This is a genomic window from Photobacterium sagamiensis (assembly GCF_050337085.1).
GTDB lineage: Bacteria > Pseudomonadota > Gammaproteobacteria > Enterobacterales > Vibrionaceae > Photobacterium > Photobacterium sagamiensis.
The window spans coordinates 69,100-88,672 of record NZ_JAKJSP010000030.1; the positions used below are offsets into that span (position 1 = coordinate 69,100).

Genomic DNA, 19,573 nt, shown 5'->3' on the forward strand with positions numbered 1-19,573 from the left:
AAAAATCAGAACTGTTTAATTGAAATGAGTTGGCTTTACAGTCTTCGCATTCATTGTGTATTGCTTAAGCAATGAGTCGTTTAAGGTAATAGGCATTGACGTATTTTTCGCTTATTGGGAGGGCAGATCCAGTTTGCGATAAAACCGGTTTGATCAAAAAAGCATGGGAACAGGTAATAATTGGTCTTATAGATATTCCAATATTACTGTTCACCATGCTAACGATAAGGGTAGGAGATACTGTTAACCGTGTGTTTAATCAGGTAGATGTAGACTTTGATTTGCACTATTTTCAACGTAAGCTTCATAGCGTGATCTTAAGCTAACTGTCATCCATCCGTAAACTACACCGATAACACAGTAAGTTAACTCAGTAACCGTTGCGGTCATATAAGTTGCGCCACTCACATAAGACATAATACCAAAGAAAGTACCCGCCCCAACAAATAACGCCGGAACAAAATCAAATGGAGGCATACGTTCTAAGCAAATACATCCGATGACAACTACAAAGATAGCCAAAGGGAAAGCGAAGAAACCAAAACTTGCAAATGCACCGCCTAATTCCATGATAGCAATTGAAGCTACGATACCAGCTATATAACCAAAGAACGTTTTTTTGCCCCCTTCAACAGTACATCCGGCCATAAAGTATGTTGCCCATGCAATAAAGGCGATCCAGCCAAAGCCAACATTATCGACCACAGGCATAAAGCCCGAAAGCAATTGATCTACGATCTGAATAGTAAATGCTAAAAAAGCGACGATTACCGGTATTATTATAAAATGTTGAAATTTCATCATTGCCTTCCTTAAGCTTTAATGCTTTTTTCTGTTTGATATAAATCAAATGCTTGTTCTGGTGTTAATTTATTATGAACCACACCACCAATCGCTTTGATCATTCCAATAGGACAGTCTGATTGGAAAACATTTCTTCCCATATCGACACCTGCAGCTCCAGACTGGATTGCTTGATAAGCTAAAATAAGTGCATCCATTTCAGACACTTTTTTACCACCAGCGACCACAATCGGAACCGGGCATGCAGCTACAACTTTTTCAAAATCATCGCAATAGTAAGTTTTTACAATATGAGCACCAAGTTCAGCTAAGACACGAGTTGCCAACATAAAATAGCGAGGAGTACGCTCCATTTCTTTACCTACGGCAGTCACGCCCAATGTTGGTATGCCTAATCGTGCACCAGCATCAACGGTGTTCACCATATTTTGCAAGCTAGAGCATTCGCCGTTAGATCCAATAAAGACTTGGATAGCCAAACAAGAAGCATTAATTCGTACCGCATCGTCAATATCTACACCAATTACTTCATGGCTCATATCATCTTTAAGAACAGTACTACCTGCGCTTGCTCTTAAAATAACAGGCTTATTGTGTGAGGGCTGGATGCAACTACGTAATGCACCTCGGGTTGCCATCAAGGCATCGGCATATGGCGCTAAAGGTTCAATCGCCAAATCAATCCTCTCCAACCCTGCCGTTGCCCCCATCATGTAACCATGGTCAAAGGCGAGCATAACGGTTTTACCCGTATCTGGTCTGAAAATTCGGCTCAATCTATCTTTCATTCCCCAATCAACATGATCCATGCCTTTAACATGGAAAGACTGGCTGACTTGAGGTTTATCTAAGCCATAATTTTTAGCTGATTTCATTCCATCTGTATCTGCCATTTTTATCTCCTAGCCATTCCTAGTCTGTATAAATTGATTAAAAGATTCGAATAGAATCGCCATGCTGGTTGCGCCAGGGTCAATAAAGCCGACAGCTTTTTTTCCCATATTTTTTGCACGTCCACGAGTTGGGATCATATCTTTGGTTGCTTCAGCTCCTTCTCTTGCGGATTGAGCCGCTAACTCAAACATCACTTCAATAGACGCCCCTTCAATAGCTTGTTTTTCTAACGCTTCTATTGCCGGAATAAGTGTATCGAACATCGTTTTTTCGCCTTGATGGGCGCCACTAAACTGCATCATGCGATCCAAACCAGCACGAAAGGCCGCGGCGACTTGTGAAGGCGCTAATTCTTGTTCTACTAAACCAGAACCTAAACCGATAAATAAATTACCGACTAACATTCCTGCTGAACCACCATCTTGGCTCAAGATCGCCCAGCCAAGATCATCCACTTGCTTATTCCAATCTCCAAGATCCTGTGTCATTGCATCTTCTACACAATGACACACCCTCAACATGGTTGTTCCATGGTCACCGTCGCCGGTTTTTCCATCGAGTTTGTTAAGGTAAGGAACCTGTTTTAAAATATTTTTTGCCGAATTCTTAAACATGCCAAATAACAAATCTTGATTGAATACTGTCATTATTCCTCTCCTGATTTCTGGCAAAACGACTCCCTACACCAATGAATAACTAATTGGTATATATAATTCGTTTACGTATTTTGTTAATTAAGCTTGCCAGCCGAAAACTGGCAAGCCACTTATTTTATTGCTGTGTCCAATAAGGCGTACTACATGGTTTATCCCAATATTCGAGTGTTTCGCTATCAAATTTACCGATACACATTTGGAATCCAGCCATCTCTTGAACCGTTAATATTTCTTCTACTTTAGAGCGAGAAATCGTCACACCTTTATCTTGTAGGGATAGATGACAAGCACGAGCAACAATAAACATTTCCATCAAAGTAGTTGCACCAGAGCCATTAACCATCAGCATCAAATCATCGCCACTCTGAATATCTAATGCTTGGCTTAACTGAGATAACATAATATTGGCTGTATCGTCAGCAGTTTGAATTTTCATTCGACCGCCACCGCCTTCACCATGTTGACCCATACCAATTTCCATTTCATCATCGGCTAAATCACCAATAGCCATACCAGACTGAGGGTGAGTAGCATTACTCATTGCAACTGCAAGTGTTGCCATATTTTGGTTAAACTTCTCAGCAACACGGAAAACGTCATCTAATGGCAAGCCAGCTTCTGCCGCAGCCCCTGCAATTTTATAAACAGGAACACAACCCGCTAATCCGCGACGGTCTTTTTCATTGGCATCTAAACCTGCACTGATATCTTCATGCGTTAATAGCATTTTTACGTTAATACCTTCACGTTTAGCCATTTCCATCGCCATATTAGCTGACATCACATCACCTTCATGATTCAGCACAATTAATAGAACACCAGCAGGGCAATTTGCCATTTTTAATGCTTCAAATACTTTAGGTGCACCAGGCGCTGCAAAAATATCGCCCACAATGGAATAATCCAACATACCCTCGCCCACATAACCACTAAGAGCCGGCTCGTGTCCTGCTCCGCCTAATGTCACAATAGCCACTTTATTTGGATCTTTAGGCGTTACACGTGCAACGATTTTATCGGATAGAACTTTCACTTTTTTAGGGAAAGTCATTGCTAAGCCTTGAAGTAGCTCAACGGTGATGTTTTCGCTATTATTTATAAATTTCTTCATTGTCGGATTCTCTATTCACGTAATTGAAATGTAGTTATCTTATTGTCTGATGTTGTATTTAAAGATATTGCATCAATTCCACTGGTGCTTCATCTTCCATAATAAATGCAATCTTTAGTGAGTCATTTGCGTTAAATGGTTCGAGAAGGATTGTTTTCCCTTTTATCGCTTCTTCTAGATCATTTACTTCATAAGCAATGTGCGCAGTAGTTTTTAACTCTTCAGGCATTGGGCTGTCTTCTAAAAAACGCAGCCATTCGATGCGATGCTCACTCTCTGCAAAATCTGTTACGTACAAACCGATATCCGACTTAAAGATTTCATCAGCATGTTCTACTGAAGTTGGAATACCGACATGGTTAAATCTCTTCATATCTAACTCCTTGAATTATTTTTTTGTTCTGTTGACGAGATTTAATATAGTCAGAGTTTATTTAAATAAGCGTGACAAAGATCACAGTGAAGGTTTGTTTTCAAGATGTTGATATATAAGTACTTTTCTGTTTGTGGGATTTATTTTAGCAGCAAGTGCAACAAAACTGTTGTATTTAACATTAGAAGCAAGTGCAACAAAATAATCAGTGAAATCGTAAGTATTCATTACTGATACAGATCAAGTGCAACAAAAGAGGAGGACAAGAATAATGGGAAAAAGAGCAAGTGCAACATGTGACCTTGCTCTCGGTTTTTAACTTTTTTTCGCTGAAAATAAGGAATCAAGCAATTCATTTAACAGTTCTATAGTGAGTTCGGGGTGATGGTGAAGAATAAACTCCTGGCATTGTTCTTTCTTCCAGCCTAGTTGCATCAGCTCTTTAACCAATTCTTCATACTGCCTTTCGACTATTTGTTGATGGAATTTCTTACGATATATCGCCATTCGCTGGGCCAATTGTGGTTCATAACCATATGGGCCAGAATTTCGATTTAACTCCCGGCTCACCGTTGAACGGTGAACTTCCAGCCGTTCGGCAATCTTTGATTGAGATTTTCCTTCTTTACGTAGCGCCCAAATTTGTAAACGTTTATCTTCCGTTAACTGTTTATACACCATGCATTCCTCGGTTATTTTCCCAATTAGGCATACTTTGCATCAACAAGTAAAAATGGCTCTTCTCCAGTTAGGTGAATTTGATTTTTGGACAATACATAGAAAGGGTCTCTTTGACCGAGGTTTGTCTTATTTTAAATTTGAAGTATTCGGTACTCAATCCCACGAGCTAACTTTCTAAGCATGCTTATCGAACATTTCCTGCATTTATTAATAATATACCAAATTAATTTGAAGATGTAGGCTTGAGCACCTGAAAATTGTCATTAATTCGAGGCATCCACGTGATCTTAACCCGGTAATCCGCATTCCCAACCGCCCGATAACGCAGGCTTGTTCTTAGCGACACTGTGACAGATTTTCGTTTCGGACTACCCGTGTAATGAAGAATACGCAGGTAAAAGGTGTTCAGCTACTTTAGAATTGAAAAGTGCAGGGTGAGAGCATGAATGTTCGCGTTCATTTGTTTGCTTTGTCGGTGAATCATGCCTCCACTGCCACTTTGTTCTCCGGTATGAAAACAAATAGTACCGAACTAATAACAAGCAATACACCACACATTACCCAGTTAATTGTTATGCCATATTGCTCAGAGATATAACCTAAGAGCAGTGATGCCACAACCGCTCCGCTTGTCACGATAAATGAACTAACAGACAACATAGTTGAGCGATGACTTTGTTTTGTATTGTCATTAAGTAAAACTCTTTCAGAGTTATTACCAACAGTAAACAGAAAGAAAAATGTTAGGTAGCACGCAGCAAATGAATAAATATTGTCTGTAAACGCTAAGGCAATAAACACAAAGCCGGATAAAACACGGGTCACGAACATTAGCATTTTATGGGAGCCAGCAAACATGCGGAGCAGCTTTACTGATAGCAACGATGAAGCTCCTGCCATTAGAAAATACAACGCTGAGATAACACCAAAAACAGCTACACCGTAACCACTATTATTGATTATTCCAGATAAGTAAGGCTGCCAGAAGTTTTCTGCACTACTCAATACTAACCCATACACAAGCGTAGTTTGCATTAACCTTTTTAGAACATCATGAGTCAGAGACTCTCGAATAACCTCTACGCTATGGTGGATGATGTTTTTTGAACCACTTTCTGGTGACTCACGACATCGAGTGTTTGGTTCATGAATCACTATCAAAGTGACAACAAACAAGAATATATTAGCCAATCCAATAATGATGATATTTAGGTCATAAACAGTGCTGACATTCAGGGAGGAGCTCATAACATAATCTGGTAACCAACCACCGATGAGAGAACCAAGAGCAAGCCCGACAGTTACCATGACATTAACTTTTGAAATTGCTTGATGATATGTCAGTTCACCTTTCGCGTTATGAAAACTATCATAAAACCACGCATCTAACGTACCAGAGTAAATCGCACGAGCACTTCCAAGTAAGAAAGCTGCAATCAACAGCAGAGAAAGATCAGTAGCAAAATACAGTGCAATGCAACCGAGTGTATTCACAGCCAGAGACAATAAGTAGGTATGTTTACGGCCGTATTTATCTGCTACCCCGCCAAGCGGAATTTCTAAAGCAGCAGTGCTGCCAACCCACACTGCCATCACGAAGCCAATTTCTTGAAGGTTCAACCCACGGGACTGAAAAATAAGAATTAACACAGGAATAGCAATACCTATTATTGCCCAGTGTAATCCTTGATGACTGGCATATATCCTAATTAATTTTTGTTTATTCACTGAACTTCCTTGTTCGATTATTCATCTAACGCATCACCTTGATTGTCCCCATTTGGATATAGAAACCCTCGGTATTTGGGGCTGAAATTATGACAGAGTTAATATCCTTAACGTCACTAGATATTGTTCTATACCGAAAGACTCATACTAAGGCTTTTAGTCAATGATTAAACTGCCGTCTTCATTGAACTGCCAACAATCGCCATAAGCCACTTCCCATAAGTAACCATCTGGATCTGAAAAATAGCCACTGTAACCACCCCAGAATACGTCTTGTGCTGATTTCTCGACTTTACCACCCGACTTCTCAGCAAGTAGTAAGATTGCATCTACTTCGGATTTCTCTTTTGTATTGTGAGCCAACGTAATTCCTGAGAACTCAGGACGATTAGGTTTGAAATCAGGAGATACGTCTTTTGCCAACTCGTCGAAAGGATATAAGGCTAAGCAAACACCGCCAGTTTTGAAAAACACGATACCTGAATCGGGCTTTCTTGATGTAGGGAAACCTAATGATGTATAGAATTCATAAGACTTTTCGAGATCGGATACACCCAAAGTGATGATGCTAATTCTTGGTTCCATTTGCCTAACCTCTTAATTGAATTGTTTGCGAGTCATGAGCCCAAACGCCATACCAAAACCGCCGAGTGTAACTATCACCTTGATTGTTTTAGCTGTGCAGCAAACGTCTGAACCTCTTGGGGGAGATCACAATCTGCATTTGGCAAACCTAAACCTGATAACACCAGGCTTCGTGCAGCTTCATACTGGAAGCCAATATGCGATGATTGAAGTCGTTTCAGTAAAAACTGTTTAACTTGATGGCCAGTAAAACCACTGAAACATCGAGTTATTTTAAACTGAACCATTGATAATTCACTATGCCTGCTCGCAATTTGAAGCAACAGTTCTGAGTCAATTGTAAGTTTATTCGTATACACAATATGACCGAGTACATCGATAGCTTGCTCTAACCTCTTCGGCGTTTCGGCATTAACTATAAATTCAAATATGTCGGGTAATATTGTGGGGCCAATTCGACATAAGGTACGTGCAACGATGTCTCTGGGTAACGGATAAGACTTTTTATTGAATCCCTGTCTAGGAATTTCTGTTTCTTGGTTGTTACCGATCTTATCCAATAACATCAACAAAGGTTGCACGGACAAAGAACCAATATTTACTAGCGCGTCAGAAATGGCAATTTTACAGTAAAGTTTCTTCTCACTACTTAGTTGCGAACACAGACGAAGCACTACCGCTGATTCTTTAAAGTCTCCTAAAGCAATTGCAGCGCATGTCCGATTCACGGATTCTGGTGAGTTCAACAGATCAAGCAATTGTTTCTTTGATAATGACAGAAAAGGCACAATATCAGTTTGATTCACCTCTCCGCGTTCCCTTCGTTTTTTTGCTAATGTGTCCATATTTACCTAAAAACAGCTAACGTCCGCAATAAGGGGCGCAATGCGATGATGCCGAAAGAGCGCCATAATCACACAACCTTTTGAAACCAACTGCCGAGGAATCGGCATCCACCGAACGTCGTATTAAGGTGTGAGAATCGCAGTTGTCCCTGATGGGTCTTAAAATACCTAGCGACTACTTCGCAACTTCAGTTTAACCGCAATTATGAGTCTAGGGGGATTGAGTGTAGCAAACGGGAAATTACTTGCGCCACATTGCCAACAACGCCACAACATAGAAATCTTGATACTACGACGGATCCCATCTTTTGCTGAGACGAGACTCATTGGCTTGCATAGCGCCTGCATAGCGCCTGCATATAGCCAGTCAACTTGAAGATGCTGGTTTGTTCTAAGCGAGACGGTGACCGATTTCCGCTTGAGACTTCCCGTGTAGTGAGAATACGCAGGTAAAAGGTGTCCACATTTTTAATATTGAAAAGTGCAGGGTACCATTGAGCGCCAACGTCAGGCGTTGAACAAAATCGATGGGGCCGTGGGGAAAGTTGCCGATAGCATTTTGCGCACGACGTTGCTCGTTTAGTGGAGGGGGGGAGTATGAGTACGCTGAGGTTTGGTTGCAGAGGCGAGCTGGTCAGGCGGTTGCAGGGCCAGCTAAATCAAACTGGGTTTTGATTGTGGCGTTGTGGATAGTTTTTATGTGCAGACTACGATTTCCATAGCGAACAGGTCAACCATATATTTATCAAAAAAAGCAGGCTAAGCGCATATGCCTAACCTGCTTTTCCACCTCACATTGAGGCAGTCATTAACTTGCAATCACTAACATTTCAAAATCGTTGACTGTCAACTCATGCTCGCGAGAAAAATCACCGAGATGAGCGGCGAAAATATCAATCTGCGAGAAACCCAGAGTTTTAAGCAACCAGTTGATTTCAACAGGCATGTACCAACGCTCGTTAGTATGTAAGATCTTTTCTTTTCCATCATCGTCGACTGCTGTCAGTTCGGCAGTTTCACGGAAAGTCATAAGGTTGAACTTCAGCTTATCAAGACTCGCATTACCTTCTTCTTTCTGTTCATTCATAAACTCTTGAACAGAATTAAAGATTGGGTACAGTCCGTTGAGAGTCGTAAAGATCAGCTTACCACCTTCGGCCAGCGCATCTCTCGCGTTCTGCAGAATCTCAAAGTTCATTTCGTCTGTTTCCATCAACGAAAAACCGCCTTCACACAGCATGATGATAAGATCAAACTCGCTATTAAACGCTAGGTTACGTGCGTCAGCAACCCTGAAGTCAATATCTAACTGTTCTGCGGCAGTTTTCTCTTTTGCTCGCAAAATTTGAGACTCGGAGAGATCTACCCCCATCACATTGGTGTAACCGCGTTTGGTCAGTTCAATTACATGGCGGCCAGTACCACAACCAATATCGAGAATCCGAAGTTGTTTGTTGTGCGCAGACTCCTGTTCGATAAAGTCACACTCGCCTAAAGTGCCTTGAGTAAAGCACTCCTTATCATACTGCTTGCCGTAGTTTTCAAATAGTTCTTCGTACCATTGTTTTTGTTGCTTGCTCATAGGTGATTTTTGTCCAATTAGAATTTATTTTAATATTAGCTAGTTTCGTATTAGTTACAGCAATAATTGTGACAATCATTAATCAGATCTCCATGAATGGGTCATACCTATTAATTCCTGCATGACCGTTAATTACTATTTATTCTATTGATTATATTTGAATTATTAGATAGAAGCTGGAGGCGAGTTCGCCACAATCTCTTACTTTACACGGATAAAATGCCCAAAACATGCCATTTAAGCCGTTCTTAACACCTTAATCACTAACTGATTTCAGACCAGAAATGCCGAGTGTTTTTGGTCACCTTGATACGCTTATAGCCCTGAAGAATTCAGATGATCAGCATGATCAGCATGATCCTTTGATGTTTTTGTAAATACGAAAAACAGCAGTAACGATTGAAACAGCGACGATTAAAAGAACAATTACATTTTCACTAAACTGACCTGAATCATATAAATAACATAAGTAGATAACCTACTTTTTCCTAAAGACCTTGGTAAGTGTAAGCAGTGATTCTTTTAAGAATATAAATAAACCAGATTCTGGATGTGATGCTGCATACTCTTGCGTTGCATAGATAAAGTTTGATTTAAATTTTTCTATCGCTTCCGATTCAGTATCTGCATAAATATAGTCATCTTCAACTTCAAACCCTTGCGCTAGTAATTGTTCTTTTTCATGTAAAAAACTATCAGAAGCAGGATTCAAGAAAGTAAATTCTTTCCGATTTGTATTAGGCTTACAAAAAAACTGATATTTACTCATTTTATTTCACCTTTATTCTTAAATTCATATAGTTAGAATGACATATGGACATAATCTTAATTCAAACTCAAGAGGGAAAATGAAGATTGCAGCGGAGATCAGATCTTACGATTAAACCTATTGATTCTGTCTAAGGTCATTAGAACAATGAGCTTACAATAGTGGCCATAACGCCTACAATAAGGTGTGCCAACACTGAACTAGCCAAGCACACCGGACTTCATACCAAAACCGCCGAGTGTAACGCATCACCTTGATGGCTTTAGCACTCTTTGAAAATCATAGGTAGACATTCATCATCAAAATCCTGAATGTATTCCCACATTTCATTCTGATGTAAAAAAAGATCATTAGCATTCCGTTGAACAAATTCATCAACACTCATACCTTCGATTGTTGGCTCTCTTTTTACTCTAACTTGTTTGCCATTCATCATGACCCACTTATACTTTCTTTGCCTCTCTGCTTGAGACTCTCGTTTGAGCTTTTTTTGTGCAGCAGTCAGTTTCTTTTTTACTTTTGGCATAACACTGCGTTTATTCTCTATATTTCAATAATTCAAGCACTTGCTGTTGAGTTTCGGCACTAAACTTATACAAATATTCATCCGATAAAATACCATATAATCGCATCGAAACGAGCTTAAAAAGTGCATTGCTACGCTTTAAGTCATCGAACATTTCACCGATTTTATTATTTTCAGTTTGAATTATCTGCCATAGCTCAATATATGAAGCATGCTCATTATCAACTCGATTTTGAGAAATACGGTCAACTTTTTTAAATATATTGTCACAAGCAAAAGCTAGAAGCTCTTCCTTCGAGTTACGAAGTACTTTCCAATCCTTTTCTGGTATTGAGTTCATAGTTCCTCCTTTTGAGTGCTCACGCCTACAATAAGGTGTGCCAACACTGAACTAGCCAAGCACACCGAACTGCATACCAAAACTGCCGAGTGTAATGCATCACCTTGATTGTTTTATAGCCGCGTGCCAAAGTGTCACAACAATTGCCAATAACTAACAACCATGCCATACTCTGAATGTGCCACTTTGACACTCAATGGAGGTTTGTATGGCTGCTGCATTACCACGTATCACTGCTCGTGTAGACATTGATACTCAAGAATTACTATCACAAGCCGCTGCTATCGCTGGCATGTCTAGTATTAACTCATTTGTTCTTAGTGCCGCTGTTGAAAAAGCGAAACAGATTATGGAACGTGAACGAGTACTTAAACTAAGTCAACGAGATACCATGATGCTCATGGATGCGCTTGACGAACCAGCTAAACCTAATGCGCGACTGCAACAGGCAGCAGCTCGTTACAAGGACAAAACGCAATAATGAAGACGGTACAATTAGACAAAACTAAGCATGACCGTCATCGTTTTGATTGTGGTATTGATGCTCTAAACAATTATTTAAAAATCACGGCGAGTCAACAAGCCAAGAAAGATAACACCCGTACATTTGTGCTTGAAGATGTTAACTGTACCGAGCATGTTGTCGGCTATTATACGCTTACTATGAAACCAATTGATTTAACATCACTACCAGCGAAACTACAAAAGAAGCATCATAATGCCAGCTCTGGCGGCTTAATCGCAAGGCTTGCAGTTGATCAACGATACAAAGGTAATGGCTATGGCGAATGGTTGCTTATTGATGCACTTCGAAAATTGCTGATGGCCAGTGAAACTGTCGCATTCCCTGTTGTTATCGTTGACGCTAAAGATGGTGCAGAATACTTCTACGAAAAATATGGATTCACTGCATTTCAAGATGCTGAAAACAAACTGTTTATCACAATTGCAGATGTAAGAGCGAGCATTGGCGATTACTAAGCTTGTTCGACAGTTTCAATCTAAACACCCAGATTCAAAGCTCTATTTTGTTTATGAAGCTGGCCCTTGTGGTTACTGGATTTATCGCCATCTCTGCAAGTTAGGGCAAGAGTGTTTCATTGTCGCACCTTCACTCATCCCAAAGAAACCTGGTAATCGTGTCAAAACCGATAAACGCGATGCCATTATGCTCGCTACGTTATTAAAAAATGGGGATGTTRACCCTATTTATGTCCCGGAGCCTGAAGACGAAGCTGTTCGTGACTTATCTCGATGYCGAGAAAGCGCKATGCATGATCTCAATGATGCAAAATATCAACTAAAAGCCTTCCTGCTTCGTAACCATATCCATTACCAGGGTGCCGATAACTGGTCACAAAAACACTTGCGTTGGCTCACGCAAATCATTCTTCCTCATCCTGCTCAACAAATTGCTTTACAGGAAATGATACAAACCATTTCCGAACGCATGGCTAAATTAACGCGTCTCGACAACGAATTAACCCATGTGATAAAAACATGGCGATACTATCCCGTTGTAAAAGCGATTCAAGCTATGMGGGGCATCCGATTACTTGTCGCAGCTGGGGTCATTGCTGAACTGGGGGATCTCAATCGATTCGACCATCCCAGTAAACTAATGAGCTATTTGGGTCTCGTACCCAGTGAACACTCGAGTGGTAATTCTCGACGACTGGGCGCTATAACCAAATGTGGCAATCATCGAGCACGACGGTTATTAGTTGAAGGYGCACACAGTTATCGATATCCAGCTAAAATTTCAGCGGAAATGCAGCAAAGGCAAGAAGGTCTAAGCAAAGACATCATTGATATTGCTTGGAAAGCACAACTGAGGCTTTGTCGTCGATACCAACGATTACTTCAACGAGGGAAGCATCGCAACTTGATCGTAACGGCCATCGCTCGTKAAATGATTGCATTCATTTGGTCGATTAYTCATGAGGTTGTCTTATCCCCCGTCGATCCCAAACAACGATTAGTAAGAATACCTAAATGATAAAAATTGAGTTGGCGTATCAGGTCAGGCCGCGATTAGTGGTGCAACCTCCGACAGGCGTTGGCTGGCTGTTACGATAAGTAATAGATCCACGAGCATAGACTGAAGACCGGCACCACGACGTAATAAGTAAGGTAGGCAAGGCTGATTGCTACAATCAGCAACCCACGAATACCAGCATGTTAATCGTCGAAAATTACTGGCTTCATCTGATGCGTCAACTCATCTCTCACAGACATTATGGCTCTGGCTTTGCTCGAGTTAGATTTTGCACACGCTGCTTGACATGGGGAGTCATACCAACGCCTAGGATAAGGTGCGCCACGATGAACTCACCAAACCCACTAAACTTCATACCAAAAATGCCGAGTGTAACGCGTCACCTTGATGTTTTTGTTAGGCATTGTGGCTACAGATAAATAGCTGAACCTGCTCATCCAACTTTTCAAAAAAATTAACTAGAATATCAATTAGCTCTGAAATGAAACCTGAATATATAACCACAGAGCCACTAGGTTCTCCTGACAAAGTAGCACATTGCCCAATAAAGTTATTTAACTTGTGCTTTGAGTTTTCTGGTAAGTACCCTCCATTGTGTACTATTTGATTTCTCAGCATATTTGCATTTTTAATATACGGTAATTCCTTACCCATATTACCGAAATCAAACCCAACAACTTTTTTTAGATAAAGAATTGCTCTTTCAGTACCTGCTCCATTTAAATCTTTCAACTTTAAATCACTTGAAATGCACGAAGAAAGTATCTTGCACAAATCGTTAAGAGCGTGTTCCAAGTAATTATAAATAGTTATTACAATAGATTCACGATGTATACTGGGGTACTTATACTGATTCAAATGTAAATCTAGAGCATAGTTCTCAACAATATCAAAATGGTCTTCATGTGAATGTTTAGAAAGAGTCGCACTTACTTTATTTTGTAACTTATTATCTTGTTCACCCCACATATCTTCAGTTCTGGCATTAAAATCGGCTAATTCCATAAGTTCATTCTTTGCCAGATGACAGTGAATACATAAACCATTTCCAAAAAAATCTATCATACTTACCTATTTTACTTAATGCCTAACATTTTATTCAACGAACTCGGTTCGTATATCTCCTGTTTATCGGTAGATATATGAATGAAATATGCGATCTGAGTTCGTGTAGGGGGTAAGCTTGATGACGCACAGAAAATGCCTGAAAAATCCACGCTACCGCCCTTGGGCGCACAGAGCCCACAGCTGACTTCCAATTTAGGGAAATTTTATCATCATATGTGTACAGGTTTTTGGGCAGCTCAAACTTCCGCTAATCAAGGTGTAATAAGTAGTACAAATTAAAGTTTGCGACTTTGAAAATGGGTGATGTTACCGAGGCGGATTTGTGAAAGGGGGACGAGGTGCTGTTGTCAGGGATACGCCCCCACGCCTACGAACCCTATAAAGCCTACAAATTGAAATGACCGATGAGTTTCTAGGGTTTGTAGGGTGTTCAAGTAGGGGGGCGCGTATGATTAATCAGGGCAGAGCTTCTGGGCTAATACTTCTGAGATTGTGTAATCGGCTGGCAACGAAGGAAACAGATCTAAGCTTGAGCGTGCCTCTACATCATCTAGCTTCACTTGCTTAGCGCAGAACTTGTCCTTCCTACCGCTGGACTGTTCCATCACGAAGCTGGCTGTCTTAATTGTCTGTCCATTTTGAATGGCATTTCCGGCCCTGGTGCCAGTACCACACGGCCAGAAAGCGATCCCCCTCATACTCGACTAGGCCAACCGCCCCTGGGTGTGGATTACGGCCAAGCTCAATGGTCAGGGCATCCCCTTTATTGATATGCTTGAGCAGCAAATCGCTGTCGGCTTTCATGGCATAGATAGCTGATTTTTTCGGCACCAGGTAATCTTCAAGCGTCTGGCTAATGGGGGCTTCTTCATGGCCGTGAGTAGGGGGTGGCTCAATCCGTCAAAATCCCCAGCAAACTCGCCTATTTAACATATAACGCACTTAACGCACCGAGTCGCCAATGGCCTGTTAGAGCCAATGACCATGAATGAAGGTCTGCCACTGATCGACTTTGTGTTGTATCACGCTCAGAAAAAGCGATTAGAAAATGTATTGCAAACCAGCATTAACAGCCTGTGAATGAGTTTTAGCACTAACACACAATGGGACATAAACGTATTAGAGAAGAAGCCACCGAAGTAACCTTTTTCGTGGATTTTCCGTGATGCATAGTACGAATATTATGTTTAATTCTTACATCCATACTTATCGCAAGTAACTTTTTCTGATGTTGCTACCCAATGCTTTGAACGTACTTTTGTGTTAATGCGACATCCTGTAGTTCCACCTTTAGTTCCTTTATGTACGATACTTGTAGGGGTGTGTTTTACAGTCATTTTTAATCCTTTTGGGTGATTAGATAGACAGTATTGTTTATCTAATTAGAACGATAATAATACTGGGTTTTGTCGCAAAGTCATGCTGAAGTACAAGCGTACTGATTTCCAGGTACAATTAGGCTGCTAGCGCGTAAAACTGCTCCCAAGCAGATAAACCTTCAGGGTTGTCGAGCTGTCCATTTTTAATCATCGACCACAATTCTACACCAGCGAGTGTGGCTTTGGCTCCTTTCTCTGATTTCCACCCCAGGCACTGATGCATCTTACCTTTTACTTTCCGGTGGCTTTGCTCGACTAGGTTGTTCAAATATTTAACTTGAAGCACTTCAATCAGGTTGAGCATCTTCCCCATCAACCAGAGTTGGACGTTGATATTATGCAGCGCTAACGCATTCGCACCACTCTTATCAATCACGACCTTTTCAGGTAATCCGTTATGGCCTATCGCCTTGTTGAAGAAGGCGCGAGCTGCTTTCTCGTCACGGTGATCACACAGTAAAAAATCAATGACATTGCCGTACTTATCAACAGCCCGGTAATAATACTTCCACTGACCTTTGACGTTAATGTATGTCTCGTCCATCCGCCACGAAGAGGCAACAGGCTTCTTTCTTCGACGTGCCCGATGCTCCAGTAATGGGGCATATTTGATGACCACCGATTGATGGTTGAGTGATCAACATGGATACCTCGCTCAGCCATGATCTCTTCGATTTCACGATAGCTAAGTTTATAAGCAAGGTAGTAACGAACAGTCAGGAGAATGATTTCTGAAGGAAAGTGTCGGGCTGAAAAATGGATGGTCATGCGATTACACTGGGTGGAAAGCTTCGGTGATCATAACTCATAGAGTGACTTTGCGACATTAAAACCCGATATTAGGGAAAATATGCAGACTTATGGTGCAAGCGACAAAACTGTAGTTTGCACCATAAGCTGACATAAGCGCTAACTACACATCAAATAGTTAGCGCTCATTTTGCACCATAAGTTGTCATAAAATTGAACCATAAGTTGACATAAACTGGCTCTCAACAGATATCCCACACTCAAGCCGTAAGAAAGTTTCTTACAACCCACCCATACTATGCATTCACTATAAACGGGTGAGCTATCTGTTAAGAGCGTAAACGCCCCATGATCCCACGGGGCGTTTACTACTGACCTAGCGAATTCTAATCGTTTAAGAATGCTCTCTATCTCTTTTAGATCTATGCCGAGCTTTTTCTTGAGTCAGAAAGAGGAATAAGTCTGCTAAGTAGTGGTTTCAGAAATATTGAACGGTATTAACAACCATTAGTAGCATGTCTGCCATTTATTAGACAAAACGCTACCGTACCCCGATGTAGGATACGGCATGATGAAGGAGGAAGCATAATTTTAAGTTGGAGCACTAATTAGATAGACGCCAGAATCATCTTAGCGCGAAATGTTAGATCTGCCACCATAGTGGCGCTGTCCAGTTCCGCTCTCGCCCTTAATACATGTCCCTGTCTTAGGTCGAACATAAGTTGCGCTCTCTGTAGACTAGGAAAACCTTCAGGCAAGTTACCTAGTCTTACCTCCTGTTCGAAACGTTGCGCTAGTCTCTCATCGGTATCGGTAATTGCTTTCTGTAGCCGTTCAGTTGCTCCATCCACTTGCCCAGCAGTAGTTGAAACACATGAACCAAGAAAGCACCCCTTCGGACTACCTTTTCGATTGCTAGCGTAATCTATAGCTGCCTTCATAAAAGCTACTATAGCCTTTTCTATATCGGGTTCAGACTCAAACGCTACCAGCGGTGCACAGCCATCATCATTTGAGTAACGATCAATCGCCTCCAAATACAACTGGTGCTTATCACCAAAAACTGCATATAAACTCGGAGCATTTATTCCCATGGCTCCTGTTAGATCTTTCATGGATGCACCATCATAGCCCTTCTCCCAAAAAACATTAATAGCTGCTTGGAGTGCTTGATCCCGATCAAAGCCTCTAGGGCGTCCAGTTTTCTTTTGTACCATTTGCTACAAAATACCTTGGTTAAAGTTAAGACTTCAAGTTTAATAACAGTTGTTACAAAACTCAAGAGTTATGTACTCTGGCTAGTTTTGTTCAGTTTTTATAGTTGTACTCAATCTACTAAGTATCATCCAAGCCTCCCAAGCCTCCCAATTGAATGACTTTCACGTTATTGAACACTTCGCTCCCTAACTTTCGTTCAATAGAAAGTGGCTAATCGACTTCAACTTCATAACCAGCGTACCTATAAGCCTAATCGATATTTTCCTCACTTATCAATTTTGCATTATGAGACAGCACGTTACGGACGTGTTTATTTCACCCTGAAATTCCCATGGCAACATTTCTGTAATGATCACTACAAAAGTGCTTGACTTAAGATTCCGTATTGAGTTTAATAACGATCGTTACAAAACAAGAGGTATTAACATGCAACATAAAGCTTTAGCAGCAGGTCAACCCTTCCCTCAGCTATCGGTAAACACAATTGATGGGGAGCAAGTCGTATTAGGCGTACCAAAATCAGGATTTGATTGGCAACTAGTGGTCGTTTATCGCGGAGCACATTGCCCGTTGTGCACACGCTATCTAAATCAGTTGAATGAGCGAATGCATGACCTACACAAATTAGGAATTGATGTGGTGGCAGTATCTGGTGACTCATTGGCAAAAGCCAAACGACAACTGGCTGATGTAAACCCAAGCTACCCAGTAGGTTTTGGTCTTACTATCGAGCAGATGCAATTGCTGGGCTTGTATGTTTCCGAACCACGTTCGCCTCAAGAGACAGACGCCCCATTTGCTGAGCCAGGATTATTCGTTATTAACGAGCAGGGGTTAATACAGGTACTGGATATTTCTAATGCTCCATTTGCTCGTCCTGATTTGGATGCACTGCTGATGGGACTTGAATTCATCAAAAATCCAGAAAACAACTATCCAATTCGTGGCACTTACGCCTAATAAACCAAATACATATACAGAATTAATGAGGTAACACATGACTAAAGCAACACATACAAAAGAAGCTATCCGCGCAGCAATGGATCACCTTATCGATCGTGCAACCAATTTTGATGTCGAGGCATTAGAAACTATCTACCATAAGGATTTTCATACAACGTTGGTTATGCCAGATAGCACTGTAATCACCTATAACAAGGAAGAATTCAAAACCCATTTCGCTAAACAAGCGGAAGAAGGCAAAACACAGCTTAATACATGGGCAGACTGGCATGATTTCCATGTTCTGGGCGACACCGCGGTTTGTGTCCTAAGTCGAATCCATAGCGGAATGAACGGCGAGGAGATGAAGCTTCTATGTAACATTGAGTTTCGTTTTGAAGATGGACGCTGGCAAGTGATTCGCGAGCAAATTTTCCCTCGCCCACTTTCCGAAGCTTAAGTCTATTTCTTGAATGCAGTAACGAGAGTTATCCAATGATAGAGGAGCCAGAACATGCTTTTAGCGTTTTCTGGCCCCGCTGATTTCAAAAAGCGCCTACTAGCATAAGCCTTTGTGAAATCGATAAATAATTATGAGCAAAATAACAAACACTAAGATGCAATCCACCCTCTGTATTCGATCGTGTCACTAGAAAAGTTCTCGTCGAAAATGAAGGTCGTTCGCAGATTGGTAAAGGAGTTATGATGAAAGGGGTTTGTTGCAAAAAATTCAGTCTCAGCTCAGAATCCCTTTTCTTCCCCACCTAATCTAGCGACTCAATGACCAACCCCGAATTCAAATGGAAACACTTTGCCCCTGAAATCATCCTTTGGTGCCTTCGTTGGTATGGTTCGACCCCAATGAGTTACGCGAACCTCAGCGACATGCTGGCAGAGCGAGGAATTTCGGTTAATCGCTCGACCATTTATCGTTGGTTCATTGAATATGCCCCGGCATTACGCAAGAAGTTACGTCGCCATCAATTCATCCGGACAGACTCTTCGTGGCAGCTCGATGAAACCTACGTCAAAGTGAAGGGGAAATGGCACTACCTTTATCGTGCCATCAATAAGCAAGGCGAGACGCTGGATTTCTATTTTTCCCACAAACGTAATAAAGAAGCAGCGTATCAGTTTCTTAGGCGCTGCCTGAGATATTATGACTTAGATAATCAGCCTAAAACGTTAAACACAGACAAGCATTCCTCATACGCCAATGCGATTGCACGCTTGAAGAAGGAGGGACGACTGCGAACGGATGTCGAGCAACGGCAAGTGAAGTATCTCAATAATGGTATCGAGTCCGATCACGCCCCCATCAAG

The 19,573-nt window shown here is 41.2% G+C and carries 22 protein-coding genes and 1 pseudogene; 6 read left to right on the top strand and 17 right to left on the bottom strand.

The genetic code is table 11. From position 1 onward, the window contains the following. Positions 1-255: 255 nt before the first annotated feature. From L4D76_RS15560 to L4D76_RS15620, 13 genes are all read right to left on the bottom strand, one after another. On the bottom strand, positions 256-804 hold the full coding sequence (locus L4D76_RS15560; RefSeq protein WP_428441812.1) for a DUF1097 domain-containing protein: 549 nt from the start codon (positions 802-804) through the stop codon (positions 256-258). Between the two features lie 8 nt (positions 805-812). Continuing rightward, positions 813-1,697 (bottom strand): 3-hydroxy-5-phosphonooxypentane-2,4-dione thiolase, encoded by an 885-nt coding sequence (lsrF, locus tag L4D76_RS15565; RefSeq protein ID WP_428441813.1) that lies wholly within the window; start codon positions 1,695-1,697, stop codon positions 813-815. Between the two features lie 9 nt (positions 1,698-1,706). Then, the gene (locus L4D76_RS15570) at positions 1,707-2,345 is read right to left on the bottom strand and encodes a dihydroxyacetone kinase family protein (protein WP_428441814.1); all 639 of its coding nucleotides are present in this window, start codon (positions 2,343-2,345) and stop codon (positions 1,707-1,709) included. Between the two features lie 124 nt (positions 2,346-2,469). After that, entirely contained in the window at positions 2,470-3,465 is a 996-nt protein-coding gene (locus tag L4D76_RS15575) for a dihydroxyacetone kinase subunit DhaK (protein WP_428441815.1), read from the bottom strand. 58 nt (positions 3,466-3,523) lie between these two features. Further along, complete coding sequence (locus tag L4D76_RS15580; RefSeq protein WP_428441816.1) at positions 3,524-3,838, bottom strand: hypothetical protein; 315 nt, start codon at positions 3,836-3,838, stop codon at positions 3,524-3,526. Positions 3,839-4,153: 315 nt separating this feature from the next. Then, positions 4,154-4,519, bottom strand: a complete 366-nt coding sequence (locus L4D76_RS15585; RefSeq protein ID WP_428441817.1) for a helix-turn-helix domain-containing protein — start codon at positions 4,517-4,519, stop codon at positions 4,154-4,156. Between the two features lie 480 nt (positions 4,520-4,999). Beyond that, positions 5,000-6,247 carry an MFS transporter gene (locus tag L4D76_RS15590; RefSeq protein WP_428441818.1) on the bottom strand — a complete coding sequence of 416 codons (1,248 nt, stop codon included), beginning with the start codon at positions 6,245-6,247 and terminating at the stop codon, positions 5,000-5,002. Positions 6,248-6,403: 156 nt separating this feature from the next. Further along, the gene (locus tag L4D76_RS15595) at positions 6,404-6,832 is read right to left on the bottom strand and encodes a VOC family protein (protein WP_428441819.1); all 429 of its coding nucleotides are present in this window, start codon (positions 6,830-6,832) and stop codon (positions 6,404-6,406) included. Positions 6,833-6,906: 74 nt separating this feature from the next. Then, positions 6,907-7,677, bottom strand: coding sequence for a hypothetical protein (locus L4D76_RS15600; RefSeq protein WP_428441820.1), 771 nt, complete (start codon positions 7,675-7,677; stop codon positions 6,907-6,909). Between the two features lie 808 nt (positions 7,678-8,485). Continuing rightward, the gene (locus L4D76_RS15605; RefSeq protein ID WP_428441821.1) at positions 8,486-9,259 is read right to left on the bottom strand and encodes a class I SAM-dependent methyltransferase; all 774 of its coding nucleotides are present in this window, start codon (positions 9,257-9,259) and stop codon (positions 8,486-8,488) included. A gap of 478 nt (positions 9,260-9,737) precedes the next feature. After that, positions 9,738-10,028: a hypothetical protein gene (locus tag L4D76_RS15610; protein WP_428441822.1), complete on the bottom strand. Its 291-nt coding sequence runs from the start codon at positions 10,026-10,028 to the stop codon at positions 9,738-9,740. A gap of 262 nt (positions 10,029-10,290) precedes the next feature. Next, positions 10,291-10,554 (bottom strand): hypothetical protein, encoded by a 264-nt coding sequence (locus L4D76_RS15615; protein ID WP_428441823.1) that lies wholly within the window; start codon positions 10,552-10,554, stop codon positions 10,291-10,293. A 10-nt stretch (positions 10,555-10,564) separates the two neighbouring features. Next, entirely contained in the window at positions 10,565-10,894 is a 330-nt protein-coding gene (locus tag L4D76_RS15620; protein WP_428441824.1) for a hypothetical protein, read from the bottom strand. A gap of 208 nt (positions 10,895-11,102) precedes the next feature. Here L4D76_RS15620 and L4D76_RS15625 point away from each other — a divergent pair, with 208 nt between their 5' ends. The 3 genes and pseudogenes from L4D76_RS15625 to L4D76_RS15635 all read left to right on the top strand — a co-directional run. Continuing rightward, on the top strand, positions 11,103-11,375 hold the full coding sequence (locus tag L4D76_RS15625) for a type II toxin-antitoxin system TacA family antitoxin (RefSeq protein WP_428441825.1): 273 nt from the start codon (positions 11,103-11,105) through the stop codon (positions 11,373-11,375). After that, complete coding sequence (locus tag L4D76_RS15630) at positions 11,372-11,875, top strand: GNAT family N-acetyltransferase (protein ID WP_428441833.1); 504 nt, start codon at positions 11,372-11,374, stop codon at positions 11,873-11,875. Before L4D76_RS15625 ends, L4D76_RS15630 begins: the two co-directional genes overlap by 4 nt. Further along, positions 11,865-12,893: pseudogene (locus tag L4D76_RS15635) on the top strand (IS110 family RNA-guided transposase); the annotation flags it as partial. The gene L4D76_RS15630 and the pseudogene L4D76_RS15635, both read left to right, overlap by 11 nt. A gap of 396 nt (positions 12,894-13,289) precedes the next feature. On the opposite strand, the gene L4D76_RS15640 reads toward L4D76_RS15635, so the two are convergent. The 4 genes from L4D76_RS15640 to L4D76_RS15655 form a co-directional block, all read right to left on the bottom strand. After that, entirely contained in the window at positions 13,290-13,898 is a 609-nt protein-coding gene (locus L4D76_RS15640) for a hypothetical protein (RefSeq protein WP_428441826.1), read from the bottom strand. 684 nt (positions 13,899-14,582) lie between these two features. Further along, positions 14,583-14,792 (bottom strand): hypothetical protein, encoded by a 210-nt coding sequence (locus tag L4D76_RS15645; RefSeq protein WP_428441827.1) that lies wholly within the window; start codon positions 14,790-14,792, stop codon positions 14,583-14,585. Between the two features lie 624 nt (positions 14,793-15,416). After that, positions 15,417-16,108, bottom strand: a protein-coding gene (locus L4D76_RS15650; protein ID WP_428441828.1) for an IS6 family transposase whose coding sequence is annotated in 2 segments (ribosomal slippage) — positions 15,417-15,955 and positions 15,955-16,108 — 693 coding nt in all. Because the reading frame shifts where the segments join, the coding sequence is not laid out codon by codon here. Positions 16,109-16,698: 590 nt separating this feature from the next. Next, the gene (locus L4D76_RS15655) at positions 16,699-17,307 is read right to left on the bottom strand and encodes a TetR/AcrR family transcriptional regulator (RefSeq protein ID WP_428441829.1); all 609 of its coding nucleotides are present in this window, start codon (positions 17,305-17,307) and stop codon (positions 16,699-16,701) included. Positions 17,308-17,734: 427 nt separating this feature from the next. On the opposite strand from L4D76_RS15655, the gene L4D76_RS15660 reads away from it, so the two are divergent. The 3 genes from L4D76_RS15660 to L4D76_RS15670 form a co-directional block, all read left to right on the top strand. Continuing rightward, positions 17,735-18,268 carry a redoxin domain-containing protein gene (locus L4D76_RS15660; protein ID WP_428441834.1) on the top strand — a complete coding sequence of 178 codons (534 nt, stop codon included), beginning with the start codon at positions 17,735-17,737 and terminating at the stop codon, positions 18,266-18,268. A gap of 37 nt (positions 18,269-18,305) precedes the next feature. Continuing rightward, a complete protein-coding gene (locus L4D76_RS15665; RefSeq protein ID WP_428441830.1) occupies positions 18,306-18,710 on the top strand; it encodes a nuclear transport factor 2 family protein in 405 nt (134 codons plus the stop codon). Between the two features lie 320 nt (positions 18,711-19,030). Beyond that, positions 19,031-19,573 (top strand): IS6-like element ISPpr9 family transposase (locus tag L4D76_RS15670; RefSeq protein WP_428441831.1); only part of this gene is annotated, 543 nt, incomplete at its 3' end.

What these genes read in the sequence shown, in the direction of transcription:
- L4D76_RS15560 (WP_428441812.1), bottom strand. Translation starts at nt 804, where the DNA reads ATGATGAAATTTCAACATTTTATAATAATACCGGTAATCGTCGCTTTT.
- lsrF (WP_428441813.1), bottom strand. Translation starts at nt 1,697, where the DNA reads ATGGCAGATACAGATGGAATGAAATCAGCTAAAAATTATGGCTTAGAT.
- L4D76_RS15570 (WP_428441814.1), bottom strand. Translation starts at nt 2,345, where the DNA reads ATGACAGTATTCAATCAAGATTTGTTATTTGGCATGTTTAAGAATTCG.
- L4D76_RS15575 (WP_428441815.1), bottom strand. Translation starts at nt 3,465, where the DNA reads ATGAAGAAATTTATAAATAATAGCGAAAACATCACCGTTGAGCTACTT.
- L4D76_RS15580 (WP_428441816.1), bottom strand. Translation starts at nt 3,838, where the DNA reads ATGAAGAGATTTAACCATGTCGGTATTCCAACTTCAGTAGAACATGCT.
- L4D76_RS15585 (WP_428441817.1), bottom strand. Translation starts at nt 4,519, where the DNA reads ATGGTGTATAAACAGTTAACGGAAGATAAACGTTTACAAATTTGGGCG.
- L4D76_RS15595 (WP_428441819.1), bottom strand. Translation starts at nt 6,832, where the DNA reads ATGGAACCAAGAATTAGCATCATCACTTTGGGTGTATCCGATCTCGAA.
- L4D76_RS15600 (WP_428441820.1), bottom strand. Translation starts at nt 7,677, where the DNA reads ATGGACACATTAGCAAAAAAACGAAGGGAACGCGGAGAGGTGAATCAA.
- L4D76_RS15605 (WP_428441821.1), bottom strand. Translation starts at nt 9,259, where the DNA reads ATGAGCAAGCAACAAAAACAATGGTACGAAGAACTATTTGAAAACTAC.
- L4D76_RS15610 (WP_428441822.1), bottom strand. Translation starts at nt 10,028, where the DNA reads ATGAGTAAATATCAGTTTTTTTGTAAGCCTAATACAAATCGGAAAGAA.
- L4D76_RS15615 (WP_428441823.1), bottom strand. Translation starts at nt 10,554, where the DNA reads ATGCCAAAAGTAAAAAAGAAACTGACTGCTGCACAAAAAAAGCTCAAA.
- L4D76_RS15620 (WP_428441824.1), bottom strand. Translation starts at nt 10,894, where the DNA reads ATGAACTCAATACCAGAAAAGGATTGGAAAGTACTTCGTAACTCGAAG.
- L4D76_RS15625 (WP_428441825.1), top strand. Translation starts at nt 11,103, where the DNA reads ATGGCTGCTGCATTACCACGTATCACTGCTCGTGTAGACATTGATACT.
- L4D76_RS15640 (WP_428441826.1), bottom strand. Translation starts at nt 13,898, where the DNA reads ATGGAATTAGCCGATTTTAATGCCAGAACTGAAGATATGTGGGGTGAA.
- L4D76_RS15655 (WP_428441829.1), bottom strand. Translation starts at nt 17,307, where the DNA reads ATGGTACAAAAGAAAACTGGACGCCCTAGAGGCTTTGATCGGGATCAA.
- L4D76_RS15660 (WP_428441834.1), top strand. Translation starts at nt 17,735, where the DNA reads ATGCAACATAAAGCTTTAGCAGCAGGTCAACCCTTCCCTCAGCTATCG.
- L4D76_RS15665 (WP_428441830.1), top strand. Translation starts at nt 18,306, where the DNA reads ATGACTAAAGCAACACATACAAAAGAAGCTATCCGCGCAGCAATGGAT.